The organism is Candidatus Pelagibacter sp. PS_31, assembly GCF_059417865.1.
This window is the reverse complement of sequence record NZ_CM182069.1, coordinates 922,220-942,215: the sequence shown is the minus strand read 5'-3', so window position 1 is coordinate 942,215 and position 19,996 is coordinate 922,220. Positions and strand designations below refer to the sequence as shown.

General features: G+C 25.5%; 15 protein-coding genes. 13 read left to right on the top strand and 2 right to left on the bottom strand.

What is annotated here, in order from left to right; all coding sequences use genetic code 11:
• The first annotated feature begins 2 nt into the window (after positions 1–2).
• The 13 genes from murF to ligA all read left to right on the top strand — a co-directional run bounded on the left by murF (position 3) and on the right by ligA (position 16,267).
• Positions 3–2,849: a bifunctional UDP-N-acetylmuramoyl-L-alanyl-D-glutamate--2,6-diaminopimelate ligase MurE/UDP-N-acetylmuramoyl-tripeptide--D-alanyl-D-alanine ligase MurF gene (murF, locus tag AC5SLN_RS05015; RefSeq protein ID WP_494593055.1), complete on the top strand. Its 2,847-nt coding sequence runs from the start codon at positions 3–5 to the stop codon at positions 2,847–2,849.
• On the top strand, positions 2,839–3,924 hold the full coding sequence (mraY, locus tag AC5SLN_RS05010; RefSeq protein WP_494593054.1) for a phospho-N-acetylmuramoyl-pentapeptide-transferase: 1,086 nt from the start codon (positions 2,839–2,841) through the stop codon (positions 3,922–3,924). The genes murF and mraY overlap by 11 nt, the downstream gene beginning before the upstream one ends.
• Entirely contained in the window at positions 3,924–5,219 is a 1,296-nt protein-coding gene (gene murD, locus AC5SLN_RS05005) for a UDP-N-acetylmuramoyl-L-alanine--D-glutamate ligase (protein WP_494593052.1), read from the top strand. The genes mraY and murD overlap by 1 nt, the downstream gene beginning before the upstream one ends.
• Positions 5,216–6,340, top strand: coding sequence for an FtsW/RodA/SpoVE family cell cycle protein (locus AC5SLN_RS05000; RefSeq protein WP_494593050.1), 1,125 nt, complete (start codon positions 5,216–5,218; stop codon positions 6,338–6,340). The genes murD and AC5SLN_RS05000 overlap by 4 nt, the downstream gene beginning before the upstream one ends.
• Positions 6,341–7,411, top strand: coding sequence for a UDP-N-acetylglucosamine--N-acetylmuramyl-(pentapeptide) pyrophosphoryl-undecaprenol N-acetylglucosamine transferase (locus tag AC5SLN_RS04995; RefSeq protein WP_494593049.1), 1,071 nt, complete (start codon positions 6,341–6,343; stop codon positions 7,409–7,411). It begins immediately after the preceding gene.
• Positions 7,401–8,795: a UDP-N-acetylmuramate--L-alanine ligase gene (gene murC / locus AC5SLN_RS04990; protein WP_494593047.1), complete on the top strand. Its 1,395-nt coding sequence runs from the start codon at positions 7,401–7,403 to the stop codon at positions 8,793–8,795. Before AC5SLN_RS04995 ends, murC begins: the two co-directional genes overlap by 11 nt.
• Positions 8,765–9,703: a UDP-N-acetylmuramate dehydrogenase gene (murB, locus tag AC5SLN_RS04985; protein WP_494593045.1), complete on the top strand. Its 939-nt coding sequence runs from the start codon at positions 8,765–8,767 to the stop codon at positions 9,701–9,703. Before murC ends, murB begins: the two co-directional genes overlap by 31 nt.
• 1 nt (position 9,704) lies before the next feature.
• Positions 9,705–10,619 carry a D-alanine--D-alanine ligase gene (locus AC5SLN_RS04980; protein ID WP_494593043.1) on the top strand — a complete coding sequence of 305 codons (915 nt, stop codon included), beginning with the start codon at positions 9,705–9,707 and terminating at the stop codon, positions 10,617–10,619.
• The gene (locus AC5SLN_RS04975) at positions 10,600–11,277 is read left to right on the top strand and encodes a cell division protein FtsQ/DivIB (RefSeq protein ID WP_494593041.1); all 678 of its coding nucleotides are present in this window, start codon (positions 10,600–10,602) and stop codon (positions 11,275–11,277) included. Before AC5SLN_RS04980 ends, AC5SLN_RS04975 begins: the two co-directional genes overlap by 20 nt.
• On the top strand, positions 11,277–12,386 hold the full coding sequence (locus AC5SLN_RS04970; RefSeq protein ID WP_494593039.1) for a cell division FtsA domain-containing protein: 1,110 nt from the start codon (positions 11,277–11,279) through the stop codon (positions 12,384–12,386). The genes AC5SLN_RS04975 and AC5SLN_RS04970 overlap by 1 nt, the downstream gene beginning before the upstream one ends.
• Before the next feature lie 65 nt (positions 12,387–12,451).
• Complete coding sequence (gene lpxC, locus AC5SLN_RS04965; protein WP_494593037.1) at positions 12,452–13,372, top strand: UDP-3-O-acyl-N-acetylglucosamine deacetylase; 921 nt, start codon at positions 12,452–12,454, stop codon at positions 13,370–13,372.
• Between the two features lie 33 nt (positions 13,373–13,405).
• Entirely contained in the window at positions 13,406–14,233 is an 828-nt protein-coding gene (locus tag AC5SLN_RS04960) for an outer membrane protein assembly factor BamD (protein WP_494593035.1), read from the top strand.
• Positions 14,234–14,236: 3 nt separating this feature from the next.
• The gene (gene ligA / locus AC5SLN_RS04955) at positions 14,237–16,267 is read left to right on the top strand and encodes an NAD-dependent DNA ligase LigA (protein ID WP_494593033.1); all 2,031 of its coding nucleotides are present in this window, start codon (positions 14,237–14,239) and stop codon (positions 16,265–16,267) included.
• Here the strand turns inward: ligA and AC5SLN_RS04950 are convergent.
• Together AC5SLN_RS04950 and AC5SLN_RS04945 are read right to left on the bottom strand one after the other, a co-directional pair.
• Complete coding sequence (locus AC5SLN_RS04950) at positions 16,250–17,944, bottom strand: aminopeptidase P family protein (RefSeq protein WP_494593031.1); 1,695 nt, start codon at positions 17,942–17,944, stop codon at positions 16,250–16,252. The genes ligA and AC5SLN_RS04950 overlap by 18 nt on opposite strands.
• Positions 17,941–19,977 (bottom strand): ATP-dependent helicase, encoded by a 2,037-nt coding sequence (locus AC5SLN_RS04945; protein ID WP_494591474.1) that lies wholly within the window; start codon positions 19,975–19,977, stop codon positions 17,941–17,943. The genes AC5SLN_RS04950 and AC5SLN_RS04945 overlap by 4 nt, the downstream gene beginning before the upstream one ends.
• Positions 19,978–19,996: the final 19 nt, after the last annotated feature.

Here is a 19,996-nt window from a genome sequence, read left to right as displayed (position 1 = left end):
ATATGTTGATTGGCAACTTCCTTAAAAATATTAAAAAAGAATTTAAAAATCATCAGTTTGCTGGTCTTAGTTTTAACAGTGAAGATTGTAAAAAGAATTATATTTTTTTTGCAATCCAAGGAACAAAATCAGATGGAACTAAATTCATAGAGCATGCAATTAAAAAGGGTGCAACAGTTATTATTTCAGAGCAAAAATTTGAAGGTATTAAAAATAAAGTGTTATTTTTAAGATCAAAAAATGTAAGAAAAGTATTATCAGAATTATCATATAAGACAAAAAAAAATATACCTAAAAATTTAATTGCTGTAACAGGAACAAATGGAAAGTCATCAATTGCAGATTTTTATTTTCAGCTACTCAACTTAGGTAATAAAAAAGTAGCTTCTATTGGAACATTAGGAGTTAAGACAAAAAATAGTTTAAAGAAAGTTTCTAATACAACATTAGATCCAATTAAATTAAGCAAAATATTAAATGATTTAAAAAAACAAAAAATTGACAATGTCATAATGGAAGCTTCTAGTCATGGTCTTAAGCAAAATAGACTTGATGGTTTAAAATTTAATACTACAATTTTTACAAATTTGTCTCATGATCATTTAGATTATCACAAAACATTTAATGATTATCTCAAATCAAAGTTATATCTTTTTGAGAAGCTATTAAAACCTAGAGGAACTATCATCACCGATAGTAAAATTCCCGAATATAAAAATTTAAAAAGAATATCGCTAAATAATAAATTGGATCTTCAGGCTTTATCAAAAAGTAATAATGGAATAGATATTTATTCTCATCAATTTAGGGATGATAAACAAATAGTTGAAATTAAATATAATCAGAAACATTATAAATTACAAATAAACTTAATTGGTAAAATTCAATTAAAAAACTTATTTATGGCAATGCTTGCTGCTAAAAAAAGTAATTTAAAATTTGATCAAATAGTTAAATTAGCTTCAAGAGTAAAATCAGTAATTGGTAGGTTTGAAAAAATTGGAACTTTAAAAAATAATTCAAAGGTTATTTTAGATTATGCTCATACACCCGATGCATTAAAAACTTGTTTGACTAATTTGAAAGAACAATTTGAAAATAAAAGAATTTTCATTGTATTTGGATGTGGTGGTAATAGAGATAAAGACAAGAGACCCATAATGGGAAAAATAGCCAATCAATATTGTGACAGAGTTTATTTAACTGACGACAATCCAAGAGACGAAAATCCAAAAAAAATAAGACTAGCTATTAAAAAAACTATTGATAAATCAAAAGTTTTTGAGATTTCAAGCAGGTCTAAAGCTATTCATAAGGCTATATTAGACTTAAAAACTGGTGATATCTTAGTTATTGCAGGCAAAGGTCATGAACAGACACAAGATTATGGAAATTTTGTAAACAAATTTTCTGACAGATTAGAAATACTTAAGAATATTAAATTAAAAAATAAAATTCTTTCAACTAATATTAAAATAAATATTTTAAAAGAAATCAGCAACTCTCCCCAAATTAATTCAAATATAAAAATAAAAAATGCATCAATTAATTCAAAAACAATAAAAAAAAATGATATATTTTTTGCAATAAAAGGAAATAATAAAGATGGAAATCTATATGTTAATGAAGCTTTCCAAAATGGTGCATCATTAGTAATAGCTAACAATCAAAAAAAATCTAAAAAAAAAATTGTAGTAGATGATACGTTGCAACTTTTAACAGAGGCTTCATCAAAATTAAGAGAAAATTTATCTAGTAAAATTATATCTATAACAGGCAGTTGTGGAAAAACTTCCCTTAAAGAATTGTTAGGAAAAACTTTAAGTAAGATTAGTAATGTAACTTATTCACCAAAATCTTTTAATAATAAATTTGGTGTACCATTAAGTTTATTTAATCTAAAAAAAAATGATGAATTTGGTATTTTTGAGATTGGAATGGATAAAAAAGGTGAGATTGATTATCTATCAAAAATTATCAAGCCTGATGTGGGTGTTATTACAAATATTTCCTACGCACATATTAAAAATTTTAAAAACATTCATCAAGTAGCTTTAGCAAAGTCAGAAATTATTAATAATATAAAAACAAATGGAATTCTTGTTTTAAACCAAGATGACAGATTTTATAATTTACATAAAAAAATTGCTAAGAAAAAAAACATAAATATTTTTACATTTAGTTTAAAAAATAAATCAGCAAATATTTATCTAGAAAAAATAGTTAAAGAAAAATCTAAATACAAAATATTTATAAATGTTAATAAAAAACAAACTTATTTTTATGTAAGATTAATTTTTGAAAATAATTTAAAAAACTTATTAGCCACAATTGCAATTATATCAATTTTTAAAGATACACAAAAATTAGAAAAAAATATATTTCTTGATTATGAGATGACAAAAGGCCGTGGTGATATTATAAAAGTTAAATTAAACAAAAAGAGTATTTATATTGTAGATGAAAGTTATAACTCTAATCCATTGTCATTAAAGTCTGCTATAAAAAATTTTGATGAATTAAAAATTGATAATTCTAAAAAAAAATTAATACTGAGTGACATGTTGGAGTTAGGAAATTATTCAAAGAAACTACACTTAAAGGTTGGCAAAGAAATTAATAAAACTTCTCTTAAAAATATTAATGTAGTGGGCAAACATATTTTACATACTTATAAAAACCTTGATAAGCACCGAAGAGGGGTCATTTTGAAAGATAAGTCTAAAATAATTGATTTGATTAAAAATGATTTAAATAATAATGATTATTTAATGATTAAGGGTTCAAACTCTACCGGACTTAACAATCTAGTTAACAAATTAAAAACTGGAAAGTTTAATGCTTTATAGTCTTATTACTCAATTAATTGACCAATATAGTTTTCTAAATGTATTTAAGTATTTAACTTTTAGAACGGGCCTTTCGATGTTTACATCAATGTTTGTAGTTTTATTAATTGGTACTCCTTTTATTAAATTTTTTTCAGCAAGAAAAATATTAAATCCAATAAGAGATGATGGTCCTACTGAACATATCGTTAAGAAAATTGGAACACCAACAATGGGAGGTGTTTTAATTTTACTTGGACTTTTTTCAGGAATATTACTTTGGGGTGATTTATCAAATTACCATATATGGTTTTTGTTATTTATTGTTTCAGGGTTTGGGATATTAGGTGCATATGATGACTATAAAAAAATTAAGTTTAAAAATTCATCTGGTGTTTCATTTAAATTTAAGATTATTTCTCAAATTTTAATAGCCATTGTTGGAATTTATGGTTTAACTCAATTATCTCAAAACACTGAACTTACAAATTTATATTTTCCTTTTTTTAAAAATTTAATTATTAATCTTGGATGGTTTTTTATTCCATTTTCAATTTTTATAATTGTTGGATCCTCCAATGCAGTTAATTTAACAGATGGTTTAGACGGCTTAGCAACAGTGCCAGTGATATTAGTTGCAGCATGTTTTGCATTTATTAGTTACGTAACGGGCAATATTGTATTTTCTGAATATTTAAATATTCCCTATCTTGAAGGTATGGGGGAAGTTTCAGTTTTTTGTGGATCAATTATAGGAGCTTGTTTAGGATTTTTATGGTTCAATGCTCCACCTGCTAAAATATTTATGGGTGACACTGGTTCATTAGCATTAGGTGGATCTTTAGGAGCAATTGGCATTATTACTAAACATGAGATTGTTTTAGCAATAACAGGTGGGTTATTTGTACTAGAAGCTGTATCAGTTATAATCCAAGTATTTTCATTCAAACTTACAGGTAAGAGAATTTTTAGAATGGCACCTATACATCATCATTTTGAAAAAAAAGGTTGGGCAGAATCAACAGTTGTAATTAGGTTTTGGATTATATCAATAATCTTAGCAATGATTGGATTAGCAACATTAAAACTTAGATAATGTTAAATCTAGAAAAAAACTTTTTAAAAAAAAGAATACTGATTTATGGTCTGGGTAAAAGTGGTCTATCCACTTATAGTTATTTAAAAAAAAATAATATTATTAGTTTATATGATGATCGAATAATTACTAAAAAAAATATAAAAGATACTCACACAACATACAAAGAAATAATTAAAAAAGAATTTGACTGTATTATAATTAGTCCAGGAATAGATATTAATAATTGTAAATTAAGTAGATTTTTAAAAAAAAATCATAAAAAAATTTATACAGATTTAGACATTTTTTATAGTCGTTATGCTTTTAATCAAAAAATAACTATTACAGGAACAAACGGAAAATCAACTACTGCTAAGCTTTTGTACGATATATTAAAGGATCAAAAAAAAGATGTTCGTTTAGTTGGCAATATAGGAAATCCAGTTTTACTTGAAAAAAAGATCAAAAAAGACACTTTATTTGTAATAGAAGCTTCATCCTATCAACTAGAATACAGCAAATTATTTAAAACAAATATATCTTTAATCTTAAACATTTCATCAGATCACCTCGAAAGACACAAGACTATAAATAAATATGTAAGTGCTAAATTTAGATTAATAAAAAATCAATCTAAAAATGATATTGCAATTTTAAATACCAAAAATTTTTATATTAAAAGAAAATTAAAGCAAAAAAAATTTGCACCATCAATTTTGAAAATAGAAAAATATATAAGTGATAGGTTTATTAAAAAAATTGATAATCATTATTTTGATACAGATGGTAATAAAGAAAATTTGACATTTGTGCTGAAGGTTTCAAAGATATTAAAGTTAAAGAATGACTTGCTATTAAAATCATTAAAAAATTTTAAAGGGCTAAGTTTTAGACAAGAAATAATTCATAATTCTAAATTTTTAAAAATTATTAATGATTCTAAAGCAACAAGCTTTTCTTCATCAGAAAAATTATTGAAATCATTAAAAAATATTTATTGGATAATAGGTGGTTTACCTAAAAAAGGAGATAAATTTCTACTTAAAAAAAACGATTATAAAAAAATCAAATTATATATTTTTGGTAAAAATCAAAAATTTTTTATTAATGAATTAAAAAATAAGATGGCGTTTAAATCATTTTTAAATTTAAAGAGTCTAATTGCTAAGGTTTTTTTTGATATTAAAAATGAAAATAATTTTATTAAAAAGACAATTCTTTTTAGTCCAGCCTCTGCATCATTTGATAGTTTTAAAAACTTTGAAGAAAGAGGTAAATATTTTAATAAACTTATTAAAAATTATATAAGATGATAAATAATAGTTCGCTCAACTCAATATATTATAACTGGTGGAAAAATATAGATAAAACAATTTTTTTATTAATAATAATTTTGTTTAGTTTGGGTTTATTTTTTTCTTTAGTTTCAACTTCATTAATTGCTTCTGATAAATTAGATACAAATAATTATTTTTTCTTTTTTAAACATTTGGTATATATTTTCATTGGCTTGTTGACCTTAGTGTTTTTCTCTTCTCTAAGTGAAAAGAATCTTTTTAGATTCTCTATTTGTCTTTTTTTTATTACTTTATTTTTTTTATTTTTGGTGCCAATTTTTGGAACTGAAGTTAAAGGATCAAAAAGATGGTTAAATCTTTTTTTTCTTCCTCAATTTCAACCAATTGAATTACTAAAACCATTTATAATTATTTTTGTAGCAACAATTTTATGTAGTGAAAAAAATTATAATATTCATATCAAATACTTATTGACTATTATTTCTATTATTCCAACTGGGTTACTATTAATAATGCAGCCCGACATCGGACAAACACTTTTAGTGTTTTTATCGTGGGCAATATTAGTTTTTGTATCTGGCATAAACTTATTATTCATTTTATTATTTATAAGTCTTTCTATTATAAGCCTGCTATATGTAGTTTTTTTTATCCCAAAATTTATTTATATTAAAAGTCGTATATTCTCTTTCTTTAACCCTAATGGTGGAACCCATAATTTTCAATCTGATAAAGCTATAGAAGCAATTAGTAGTGGTGGTTTTTTTGGTAAAGGAATAGGAGAAGGTACCTTAAAAACAAGAGTTCCAGAGGCTCATACCGACTATATAGTTTCAGTTATCTCAGAGGAGTTTGGTGTTATTGCAATAATATTTTTATTAATTTTATTTTTATTTTTTATTTACTCTGTTTTTAAAAAAATTTATTTAGAAAAAAGTGAAAAAAATAAACTAGTGCTAACTGGAGCAATAAGTCTAATAATTTTTCAAGCATTAATACATCTTGGGGTGAATATAAGACTATTTCCTACAACAGGAATGACATTGCCATTTTTAAGTTATGGGGGTTCTTCAATTATAGGAGTTTCTATATTATCTGGAATAATTTTAAATTTAACAAAAAGAAAAATTAATTAGATGAATAGAAAAATACTAATTAGCACAGGCGGATCAGGAGGTCACGTTATACCCGCAACCATAATATATAAACATCTAGAGGATAATTTTGATGTTTCAATAACATCTGACTTTAGGGGTGTCAAATTTTTAAACAAAGATGAGTACAATTTAAAAATCTTTAATGTGAGGCCAATTTCAAAAAACATATTAATAATACCACTTGATTTTATTTTTATGATATTTTTAATTTTTAAATCAATTTCTTTCTTAAGAAAAAATAAAATTGATATATTAATTTCGACAGGCGGATACATGTCACTACCCTTATGCTTAGGTGCTAAAATTTTAAATATTAAGCTGTTGTTATTTGAACCAAATATGGTTTTAGGTAGATCAAATAAATTCTTTTTAAGTTACTGTCAAAAAATATTTTGTTATTCTAATAATATCAAAAAATTTCCTATTAAATTTAAAAATAAAATTAAAGTAATTCCAGCATTATTAAGAAAAAACTTTTATAATAAGAGAGATTACAATAAATCCTTAGATACAATTAATTTGCTTATAATAGGCGGTAGTCAAGGAGCTAAAATATTTGATGATTTAGTTAAAAATGCAATTATTGAATTAGCTAAAAAATATAAACTAAAAATTTACCAACAAACTAGTTCTATTAACTTTGAAAGTTTTAAAAAAACTTACGAAGATAAGAATATTCAATGTGAATTATTCAATTTTAACGATGATGTCATAAATTTTATGCAAAAAACAGACCTTTGCATTACTAGAGCAGGAGCATCAACATTAGCTGAGTTAAATTTTACTGAGACTCCATATTTAGCAATACCCTTGCCAACTGCGAAAGATAACCATCAATTTGAAAATGCATATTTTTATAATAAACTTGGCCTTAATTGGTTGTTAAATCAAAAAGAAATAGATGAGAAAACATTACTCAATAAACTAATTAATATTATTGATAATAAAGAAGAATATCTTGTTAAAAAAAAGAACATGAAAGATTTTAACTATGAAAACACATGGAATAATATAAATCTGAAAATTATATCTGTTATTAATGAAAATTGAATTAGCTAAAACTGAAATTATACATTTTGTTGGTATAGGGGGTATTGGAATGAGTGGCCTTGCACTCATTATGAAAAGAATGGGATTTAATGTTCAAGGAAGTGACGTCCTTGCAAATAAAAATATTGAAAGATTAAAAAAAGATAAGATCAAAATTACAATTAGTCATACTAAAAAAAATATAGCAAAAGCAACAATTGTTGTCATTTCGTCAGCTATTAAAAATAATAACCCAGAATTAATTGAAGCCAAACTAAAACAATTACCTATTTATAAAAGAGGAGAGATGTTGGCAAATATAGTTTCTTTAACAAAAAATATAGTTGTTACAGGTTCACATGGAAAAACAACAACTACATCTCTATTAGCCTCAATATTTTCAAAGACAAAATTGGACCCAACAATTATTAATGGAGGTGTCCTTAATGCAATAAAAAATTCTGCAAAATTAGGTAAAAGTGATTGGTGTATATTAGAAGCCGATGAGTCAGATGGTAGCTTTATACATGTGCCACCAACTTATTCTATAGTAACAAATATTGATCGTGAGCATATGGATTTTTATAATTCAATGAAAGATCTTAAAGAATTATTTATAAAATTTATCTATAAAGTGCCCTCGTTTGGGAAGTCTTTTATTTGTATAGATGACAAGAATAATAAAGATTTATTAAGTAAATTAAAAATGAAAAATTATTATACATATGGAACTGACAATAAATCAAATTTCTATATTAAGAATATAAAACAAGAAAAAGAATATTCTCAATATGATTTAGCTGTAAATTTGCCAGGAAAAAAGAATTTAACTATAAGAAAAATTAAATTACCATTATTAGGAATTCACAATATTAGAAACTCTACAGCAGCAATTGCTGTGGCAGTAACAATAGGAATATCACAAAGTATAATCAAAAAAGGATTAAAAGAATTTAAGGGTGTTCAAAGAAGATTTAATAAAATTTTTACACATAGAGGAACTAATTTTTATGATGATTATGCCCATCACCCAACTGAAATTAGAGAAGTATTAAATGGTGTGAGAGCTGCTTATAAAAAGGAAGAAGTGATTTGCATATTTCAACCACACAGAATTTCCAGATTAAAAGATCTTAAAAAAGAATTCAGCTTATCATTTAAAAAAGCTGATGTTGTAATATTATGCCCTATATATACTGCAGGAGAAAAAATAAAATTAGGTTTTAAATATAATAATTTTGCAAAAGATATTATTAAAAATTCAAAAGTAAGATTGTTTATGGTTGAAGATCAGTACCAGTTAGCAAAATTTATTAAGAATACTATTTTTGGCAAAAAGATAGTTGTTGGTATGGGTGCTGGTACAATTTCAGCATGGATGAGACAATTACCAGAATTGATCTAATGAGCACTGAAGAAATAAGAAAATTTTCTAATGAAATTAGTAGTAAAATTAACTTTGATTATGATTTAAAAAAGAGCAATTGGTTTAATATTGGTGGACAAACTAAAGTTTACTTTAGACCAGATAATTTACCTGACTTAATTTTGTTTTTAAAAAAATTTGGAGAAAAAGAAAAAATACATATTTTAGGTGCAGGCTCGAATACTCTTATAAGCGATGAAAAATTTGATGGTGTTGTTATCAAACTAGGAAAAAATTTTTCCAATATCTCTATATTACCAAATGATGTCATTATAGCTGGCAGTGCCTGTCTTGATAAAAAGCTTTCTGATTTTGCACTGAATAATGGAATAGGTGGATTTGAATTTTTAGCATGCATACCTGGTACTATAGGTGGTGGATTAAAGATGAATGCTGGATGCTTTAATAAAGAGTTTAAAGATGTGCTAGTATCAATCCAAGCAATTGATATAAATGGACAGGTTTTAACAATACCAGCGAGTAAAGTTATATTTAAATACCGAAGCAATGATTTAAAAGAGGACTTAATTTTTTTAAGTGCATCGTTTAAAGGAACAAAAAAAAATAAAGAAGAAATAGAAAACGAAGTTTTAGAATTAAAGAAAAAGAAAGATAAAGCACAACCAACAAAATTAAAAACAAGTGGTAGCACATTCAAGAATCCAATTGATCAAACTGATAAAAAGGTCTGGGAATTGATAAAAGATTCTGTACCACTAGATATAAGCTTTGGGGATGCTCACATTTCAAATAAGCACTGTAATTTTTTTGTAAATAAAAATAATGCTAGCTTTGAGGATATGAATAAATTGATTGAATTTGTTAAGACAAGTGTGGAAAAAAAAACTGGAATAGTGCTAGAAAAAGAAATTAAAATTTTAAAATAAAATGACAAAAAAAATCTTAATATTATCTGGTGGTATATCTAAGGAACGGTTAATTAGCTTAGATACTGGAAAGCAAGTTGCCAAAGAGTTAATTAAATATGGATATAAGGTTTTAATTAGTGAGCCAGATAAAAATCTATCAAAGAATATCACTTCATTTAAACCAGATGTTATTTTTAATGCACTACATGGACAATTTGGTGAAGATGGATACATTCAAGCAATTTTAGAGACTAAAAAAATTCCATACACACACTCAGGTGTAATTGCATCATCAATAGCAATGGATAAAGAAATTTCAAAAAAAATTTTTATAAAAAATAAAATATTAACTCCAAAATATATTAAATTTAATCATAAAAAAAATAAACTTAACATTATAAAATTAATTGAAAAAAATTTAAAATTCCCTGTAGTAGTAAAACCTATAAATGAAGGGTCTAGCGTTCATGTATATATTTGTGACAAAACCAATATAATAAAAAACTTAAAAGCATTAAAAAGTTATAATGAAATATTAATTGAGGAATTTATATCAGGTAGAGAAATCCAAGTTGCAATAATGAATAATAAATCGCTTGGTGCAATTGAACTTGAGCCAAAAAGAAAGTTTTATGATTATGAAGCAAAATATAATTCTAGTGCTAAGACTAAGCACATAATTCCTGTAGATTTGAGTAAGAATAATCTAGCTAAAATTACTGGCATAGCAAGAGCAGCTCATAAAATTATAGGCTGTAAAGGTGTTACAAGATCTGATTTTAAATTTTTTAAAGGGAAGTTTTATTTATTAGAGATTAATACTCAGCCTGGAATGACTAAACTTTCATTAGTCCCTGAAATTGCAAAACATAAGGGTATAAGTTTTATAAAATTAATTGAATGGATTTTAAAAGATGCATCAATCAATAGGTAAAAAAAATAAAATAATAATTTATTTATTATTTTTATTCATTCTAAGCACTACTAGTGCAAAATTTATAAACGATCAAAAAAAATTATCTTCATCAATAACTAAAATAAACATTACAGGTCTTTCTGAGAAAAAAAATTTGGAGATCTTAAATAACCTTAATAACCTTTTATACAAAAGTATATTTGTCATTAATGAGGAAGAAATAATAAAAATTTTAGAAAAACATAATATTATACAAGAGTTTAATATAAAAAAAATTTACCCATCAACACTTAACATTAAAATTAAACCAACTAAATTAATTGCTCGAGTTTCTAATAATAGTCAATATCTAGTAGGTGCCAATGGTAAGTTAATTGAAGATAAAAGTAACAACGAACTACTCCCATACATTTTTGGTGAATTTAATTCTCAAGATTTTTTATCATTTAAAAAAAATATTGAAAAATCTATGTGGTCTTTTTCAAATTTAAAAGAATTATCTTTTTTCCCATCAGGTAGATGGGATATTTTAACTGATAAGGATATTTTGATTAAGCTGCCACAAGAACATATTGTAGCGTCATTAAACTTATCTAAGGAGCTTATCAATAATGATGATTTTAAAGATTTTAAATTTATTGATTTGAGAATTAAAAATCATTTAGTTGCTAAGTAATGAGTGATAAAAAATTTCAAATAATAATTGACTGCGGTTCTTCAAAAATAAGAGCAGGTGCATTTAATGAAGAAAGTAAGAATAATCCTTTTTTTATTGAGAGTAATTTTTATACAGAGCAATTTAATCTTAAACCAGATATTCAAAAAATTATTGCATCGCTAGAAAAATCCACAAATGAATATATTGATAATATAGATTTGATGATAGATAGTTCAAAAACGATTTCTGTTGCAATTTCTGTATTTAAAAAAATTGAAGAACTGAAATTAAGACAAGATGATATCATATTTTTAATTCAAGAAGCAAAGCAGCAAATAAAAAAATATTATTCAGATTATAATATTGCACACATAATTATAAATAATTATAAAATTGATAATGTTGATTATCCTGAGTTACCAGATGAAATCGATTGCCAATTTATATCGCTAGACATTATTTTTATCTGTCTTCCAAGTGAATTAGTCTTTAGTTTTAAAAATATTTTTTCAGAATTAAATATATCAATTAATCAAATAATTTGTTCTAGTTATGCAAAATCAATCAATTATAAAAATAATTTAGATTTAATAGGAGAGGTATCTTTCATTGATATTGCTTTTAAAAAAACATCAATTATTTCCTTTAATAATGATAAATTGATCTTTTTAGACGTTCTGCCGATAGGTGGAAACCATATTACTAAAGATATTTCTCTACTTTTAAAAATTGATATTAATGAAGCAGAAAAACTTAAATTAAATTTTGAAAAAAATAACGATCATACTGATAATCCAAATTTTTCTTTGGAAATGTTACAAAAAATAGCTTTTGCTAGAACAGAAGAGATTCTTGAATTATGCGATAAATCTCTTGTCTCAAATGCAAAGGTAAAGACCCAATCTAAGATGATACTGATGGGAGAAGGATCAAAAATTTTAGATAATAAATTTAAAGATAAAATTTCATTTTATAAAGATATTGATTTTTTAGAGGAAACCCTAGGTGATGTTTGTCAATCTGGGTACAAACTAAGAAAAATGTATGACAAACAAGAGGTTGTAGTTGTGTCAAAAAAACAAATAAAACAAGGTTTTTTTGAAAAACTTTTTCATTTTTTCAAATAGACTAGTATTTTCTCGTAACATTTGTTGTTTTTCTAAATTTAAACCAATTATTTATAAGAATAATAATGTCTGTTCTTAATCAAAAAACTGTCAATAGAGATATTATCTTTAAAGGCGTTGGGCTTCATAGTGGAGCAAATGTAACTATGACGGTTAAGCCAGCAAAACCAAATTCGGGAATTCTTTTTAAAAGAGTTGACCTAAAAGAAAATAATATAGTAGTTCCAAACATTTTTAATGTTAGTAGTGCAGTATTTTGCACAACCATAGCAAATGAAAGTGGGGTTAGTATATCAACAATAGAGCATTTGATGGGAGCATTATATGGTTTAGGAATTGATAATGCACTAGTAGAGATTGATAATCAGGAAGTACCAATTCTTGATGGGTCAGCAAAAATTTTTATTGAAGAAATATCAAAAGTTGGAATAAAAAATAGTAAAGCACCAATAAAGATTATTAAAATTGAAAAAAGAATTGAATTTAATGATGGTAAAAAAACAATTTCTATAGAGCCAAGTAAAGTTAGTTTAGATATAGATTTTGAACTAAAATATGAAAATAGCTTAATTGGAACGCAAAGAAATTTGGTAAGTGTATTCGAGTCAGATTTGACTGATATTTATAACTCCAGAACGTTTTGTTTATTTGAAGATATAGAAAAATTAAAAGAGATGGGCTTAGCTAAAGGAGGAAGTCTTGAAAATGCAATAGTTGTTAGGGACAATGAAATTTTAAATGAAAAAGGTCTTAGAAATAAAAAAGAATTTGTAAACCATAAGATTTTAGATTGTATGGGAGATTTATATCTAGCGGGTTATAAAATAATTGGAAAAATTGTTTGTTCTCAAGGAGGACATAAATTAACTAACCAATTATTGAGAAAAGTTTTCCAAAACGATGAAAATTTTTCATTAATAGAGATTACTGAAAAACATTTGCCAAATACCTTCATAAATAAGAGTCATTTAAGGTCTATCGCTTAGTTTTTTTTATTATATAAATTATAGTAAAATTAAATGAATTTCTTTTCTAAATTAATAATAATATTAGCAATCCTGATCCTAAACGCTTGTTCAAAAAATGATAAGGAAATTTCTTTAATTAAAGAAATTAACCAAGAAGACGAAATGATACAAGCATACAAAGAAGGTGTAAAAGCCTTAGAGGAAAATGATACATTTTTTGCTGCAAAAAAATTTTTAGAAGCAGAATTATTGTTCCCCCAATCTGACTGGGCACCGAAATCTTCTTTAATGGCATCTTACGCCTATTACATTGAGGGCAATTATTTCAATGCTATATACAATCTTGAAAGATTTTTAAAAACATATCCAAAAGACCTTAGATTAGATTATGTGTATTATTTAATGGGTTTATCATATTACGAAAATATCGAAGGAGAAAAAAAAGATCTCAAACCACTACTGGAAGCTAAAAAAAAATTTGAATTTATAATTGAGAATTACCCAAATACTGATTTTGCCCTGGACTCAAAATTTAAAATCGGCTTAATAAATGATATTTTGGCATCAAAAGAAATGTATTTAGGTAGACATTATATAAAAAAAGAAAAATGGGTAGCAGCAATTAATAGATTTAAAACTATATTGAACGATTACGACACCACAATTTATACAGAAGAAGCAATACATAGATTGGTGGAAATTCATTATAAAATAGGTCTAGAGGGTGAAGCTAAAAAATATGCAAGTTTATTGGGATATAATTATCTATCTAGTGAATGGTATGAAAAAACTTACAATATATTTAATAAAGAATATGAAGTAGATAAAATTAAAAGTGAGAAAAAAAGTTTAAAAGAAAAATTTAAAAAACTTTTTTAATAAATGGATAAGAAAAAAATAAGTAAAGATTATTTACATAAAATTAATTTATTAGAAGAATATAATAAAAACTATTATGACAAAGATAATCCAATTGTTTCAGATCAAGAATATGATTTACTTAAAAAAGAAATAATTGATTTAGAAAATTCGTATAAATTTCTAAATAATGATCGATCACCTACAAAAATAGTTGGTTTTAAACCATCAAAAAATTTTCAAAAAATAAAACATAAAGTTCCAATGTTGTCACTTGGAAATGCTTTTAATGAAGAAGACCTAAAAAATTTTGAAAAAAAAATAATCAATTTCTTAAGTTTAAAAGATGTGAATTCTATCGAATATAGTGCCGAACCAAAAATTGATGGAATATCTGCATCCCTAATTTATATTAATGGAAAATTAACCAAAGGACTTTCTAGAGGAGATGGTAATGAAGGAGAGGATATTACACAAAATTTAAAAACCATTAAGGATATACCTTTGGAGATTACTAAGAGTAACTTCCCTAAAGAAATAGATATTAGAGGTGAAGTTTTTATAGAAAATAATGATTTTAAAAAAATTAAAGACAAGTTTGCAAACCCTAGAAATGCTGCTTCTGGATCATTAAGACAAAAAAATTCATTAATAACTGCAAAAATTCCATTAAAATTTATTGCCTACACCTATGGTTTTGAAAAAAAAATGAATATCAAAAATCAAACAAGTTTCTTAGAAAATTTAAAATTATGGGGGTTTAAAACAAACCCATTTAATAAAAAAATTATTGGGGTTAAAAATTTAATGTTAAATCATAAAGAATTAGAGGAAAAAAGAAAAGAGCTGGCATTTGATATAGATGGAATTGTTTATAAAGTTAATGATTTTGATTTACAAAAAAGACTAGGTTTTGCTGCTAATGCACCCAGATGGGCGATAGCACATAAGTTTTCAGCTAATAGCTCAATTTCAGAAATAATGAATATTGAAATACAAATTGGTAGAACGGGGGCACTTACCCCGGTTGCAAAAATTAAACCAGTTAATATAGGGGGCGTCATAGTTTCAAATGCAACGCTTCACAATGAAGATGAAATTATTAGAAAAGATATAAGAGTAGGGGATACGGTCACTGTTGAAAGAGCTGGAGATGTAATTCCACATGTAGTTTCAGTAGATTTAAAAAAAAGAAAACAAAATTCAAAGAAATTTATTTTTCCATTAAAGTGCCCATCGTGTGGAAGCAAAACAATTAAAGATTATAATGAGACAACTAAAAGACAAGATGCTGTAAGAAGGTGTGCTAGTGAGGGGTTTGAATGTGAAAAAATTGCCATAGAAAGAATTAAACATTTTGTTTCTAAGGACGCATTTAACATAGACGGATTTGGCAAGAAAATTGTTGAAAATTTTTGGAACCTAAAATTAGTAAGACTTCCACAGGATATATTTAAGCTTAATTATAATAAAATAGAAGAACTTGAAGGATGGGGAAAATTATCAGTTGCTAATTTAAGATTCTCAATTGAAGAAAAAAAAGATATTACTCTAGAGCGATTTATTTATTCATTAGGAATAAGACATATTGGACAAGAAAATGCTAAGCTTATTGCAAGACACCTTAAAACAGCATCTAATTTTTTTAGACTATCAGGGGAAAACAATATTGAAAGTTTATCTAATATTGATGGAATTGGAATAACTCAAATTCAATCCATTAAAAAATTTTTTCTAAATAAAACTAATCTTAAAGTGCTGTCTGAGTTAGAAAAAAATTTATTAATCAAAGATGTAATTTTAATAAATAATAATGGATTGTTAAAAAATAAAACTTTTATGTTAACTGGGAAGTTAAATGGAATAAGTAGGGCGGAAGCAAAATCATTGATAGAACAAAATTCAGGAAAAATAATTAGTAACGTTAATAAAAAACTTGATTATTTAATTGCTGGAGACAAACCAACTCTAAAAAAAATAAACACAGCCAAAGAGTGGAATATAAAAATTATTAATCAGACAGAATGGTTAAAAATGTTAAATAAGAGTGGCTAACCACTTTCTTTCTTTTTTATTAAGCAAACTAGAAAATTCTGAATAAATATTTAAATGATATTTAAATAAATAATCTTTTTCTATTTTATTTAATAGCTCATAGTTAATTAAATCATTTTCTAAAGGAGCAAGAGTAAGGTTTTCAAAATTAAAGCTTTTTTTAGTTTTTTTGGCATAGATTAAGTTTTCAATCCTAATACCAAAGTGGTTTTTTTTATAAAAACCAGGTTCATTACTCAGGATCATTCCATTTTTTATTTTTATCGAATTATATTTTGAGATAGATTGTGGCCCTTCGTGGACGTGTAAAAAAAAACCAACTCCATGCCCTGTTCCGTGAGCATAATCTTGACCTTCTTTTTTTAAAAATTTTCTAGCTTTTATGTCGATTTTTTTTCCAGTGTCATCTTTATTCAAATTTGTTAAGGCAACTGCAATATGCCCTTTTAATACGTTCGTATAAGCATCTTTGATAAATTTTTTTTGTTTTGAGAATGAAATAGTCCTCGTAACATCTGTAGTACCGTAATGATATTGTCCACCAGAATCTACCAATAAAATATCATTCTGTTCAATTTTTTTAGTGGTTTTTTTATTAGCCCTATAATGAACAATTGCTCCATTTGAGCCAGCGCCAGCAATAGTATCAAAACTTGGAAATAAATAATCTTTATTTTGTTTTCTGAATTTATTTAATTTGTTTTGCGCATACACTTCTGTAATTTTTTTTTTATTAATATTTTTAATCCAATAAATAAATTTTGTTAACGCTAAGCCATCTTTTTTATGGGCTTCGATCATATGTTTTATTTCATTAGAATTTTTGATTGATTTTAATTCATAAACAGGATCATCAAATTTAAGTATATTAAAATTTGATTTAATTATTTTTTCATAAAAAATTGAGCAGGTTTTATTATCAATAATAAAATTTTTACCTTTTAAATTATCTAAAAATTGTGGAAGTGATTTGATTGGTAAAATTTGTTTCTTTTTAATCTTTTTATCTAATAGGAGATTTTTTAATTTTTTTTCATTTGTTATTAAAAAAAATTCTTTTTTTTTATTTAGTATCAATCTTGCATTCGCAATTGGGCTATTTGGATTATCATATCCACGAATATTTAAAAGCCATGCCACATTTTCAGGTGCAGAAATGAAACAATAATCTACTTTGTTGTTTTTAAGAAATCGCACTACTTTAGAAATTTTAGAACTATATGGCTCACCTACAATTTTTGTGTCTAAAGAGTAGAATGGCTTAGTAGGTTTATCTTTGAATCTAAATATTTGGTCAATTAAGTTTTGGTCAATTGAAATTAAGTTATTATTCTTAAAATATTTATTAAGTAATTTTGATGTAAATAGTGTTGGGTCATATCCTAAATTCAAATTTTTAATAATTGTATGAGGTAGTTTTTTATGAATTTCAATAATCTTAAAATTTTTAGATGATTGTTGATGGGCTTGAATAGTATACCTTCCATCGACAAATAAATAATTTTGTTTTTTTAAAACTATAGCAAAACCTGCAGAACCTGAAAATCCTGTAATATTCTTTAACCTGTCATTTTTTGCATATTCAGAAAAATATTCATCATTTTTTGGAATAATATAACCATCAATTTTATATTGTTTAAATTTTTTTCTTAGAACTTTTATTTTTTTTAAAATCATTTAATTCTTTTTTGATATCTTATCCATCCAGGACTTCTAGTTCCTTCTTCAATTTCAAAATCTTGATTAAATTCAAAATCTTCTTCATTATCTTTAGAGTCGTCAAAAAAAGAATTTTTTTCTAAAAATTTTTCTGGTAGTTCCTCAATAAATCTTGAAGCCATACTGTCTATCCAATTTCCTTGATAAAACCTATTCATAGCAAAAGATATTAGTGCTTTTTTTTTAGCTCTTGTTATTCCCACATATGCCAATCGCCTTTCTTCTTCAAGCCCATTTTGGCCTTTCTCTTCAATAGATTTTTGGTGTGGGAAAAGACCTTCTTCCCAACCGGGTAAGAAAACCACATCAAATTCAAGTCCTTTAGATCCATGCATTGTCATCATGTTAACTTTTTCTCCATCCCAATCCTGATCAACTGAGGTGGCAAGAGCCACATGTTCTAGAAAATTTTCTAAATTATCAAAATCTTTCATCGCACTTAAAAGCTCTTTAATATTTTCAAGTCTGTTTTCATTTTCCAAATCTTTTTTGTTTTTTAACATACTTGAATAACCAGATTCATCTAAAACTAGTTGTAATAATTTAACATGGTTAATTTTTTTAATATTAATGTCATTCCTCCACTTATCCATTAAGAATAAAAAAGAGCTTAGACCAATTTTAGTTTTGGGTTTAATTAAATTTTCTTCAATTAATTTTTTAGAAGCAATTTCCAAACTAACAGCATTTGTTTTTGAAAACTCATGAATTAATTTTATAGTACTTTCTCCAATTGCTCTTTTGGGATTATTGACTATTCTATCAAAAGCTAAATCATCTTTTGGCTGGTGAATCAATCTTAAATAAGCAACACAATCTTTAATTTCTGCTCTTTCATAAAATTTTGTCCCACCAAGAATTCTGTAGGGTAAGCCAATTTTTAAAAATCTTTCTTCAAATTCTCTTGTCTGAAAAATAGCTCTAACAAGAATAGCAATATTATTAAAAGAATATTTTTTTTTAAGTTTTTTTTCTATTTCATCAGAAACCCCTATTGCTTCATCTTTTCCATTCTTAAAACAATTAAGCTTAACAAGATCTCCTTCCTCCATAGTTGTCTTTAAAGTTTTTCCAACTCTGTTTTGATTGTTAGCTATAAGATTTGAAGCAACAGATAATATATTTTGTGAGGAACGATAATTTTCTTCTAATCTTATTACTTTTGAATTTTTATACACTTGATCAAACTCTAAGAAATTTTTTATCTCTGCTCCACGCCAACTATAAATGGATTGATCATCATCTCCAACACAGCATAAATTTTTATGCTTTTCTGAGAGCAAGTTTAGCCATCTACTTTGTATATAATTAGTATCTTGGTATTCATCCACAAGTATATATTTAAAATTATTTGAATAAATATTTCTAATGTCCTGATTTTTTTCTAAAATTTTAACCACGTGTAAAATTAAATCTCCAAAGTCACATGCATTTAAATCTAATAACTTTTGTTGATAAATTTTATATAGAGGACGTATAGTTCTTTCAAAAATATCATTTTTATTGATAACGACTTCATCTGGATAGAAGCCTTTATTTTTCCACCTATCAATTATTGAAAGAATAAACTTTGGGGCTAATTGTTTTATGTCTATATTTTCAGCTTTACATATATTTTTGATTAATCTCACCTGGTCATCTGTATCAATAATTGTAAAATTAGAAGTTAATCCAGCTGCAGGTGCATGTTTTCTTAGAAGTTTTGCACATATAGAATGAAAAGTCCCGAGCCATGAAAGCCCGATTGCCTCAGAATTTAATATAGAGCTTACTCTGTTTTGCATTTCTTTTGCAGCCTTATTAGTAAAAGTCACTGATAAGATTTGATTTGGAAAAGCCTTTTTTTCATTGATTATATGAGCAATTCTTGAGGTTAGAACTTTTGTTTTTCCAGATCCAGCTCCCGCAACAATCAATAATGGTCCATCAAGATATAAAACAGCCTCTTTTTGAGCATTATTCAGGTTGTTTAAATATTCAGAGTTTATCATTTTTTAAATTTGATTATAA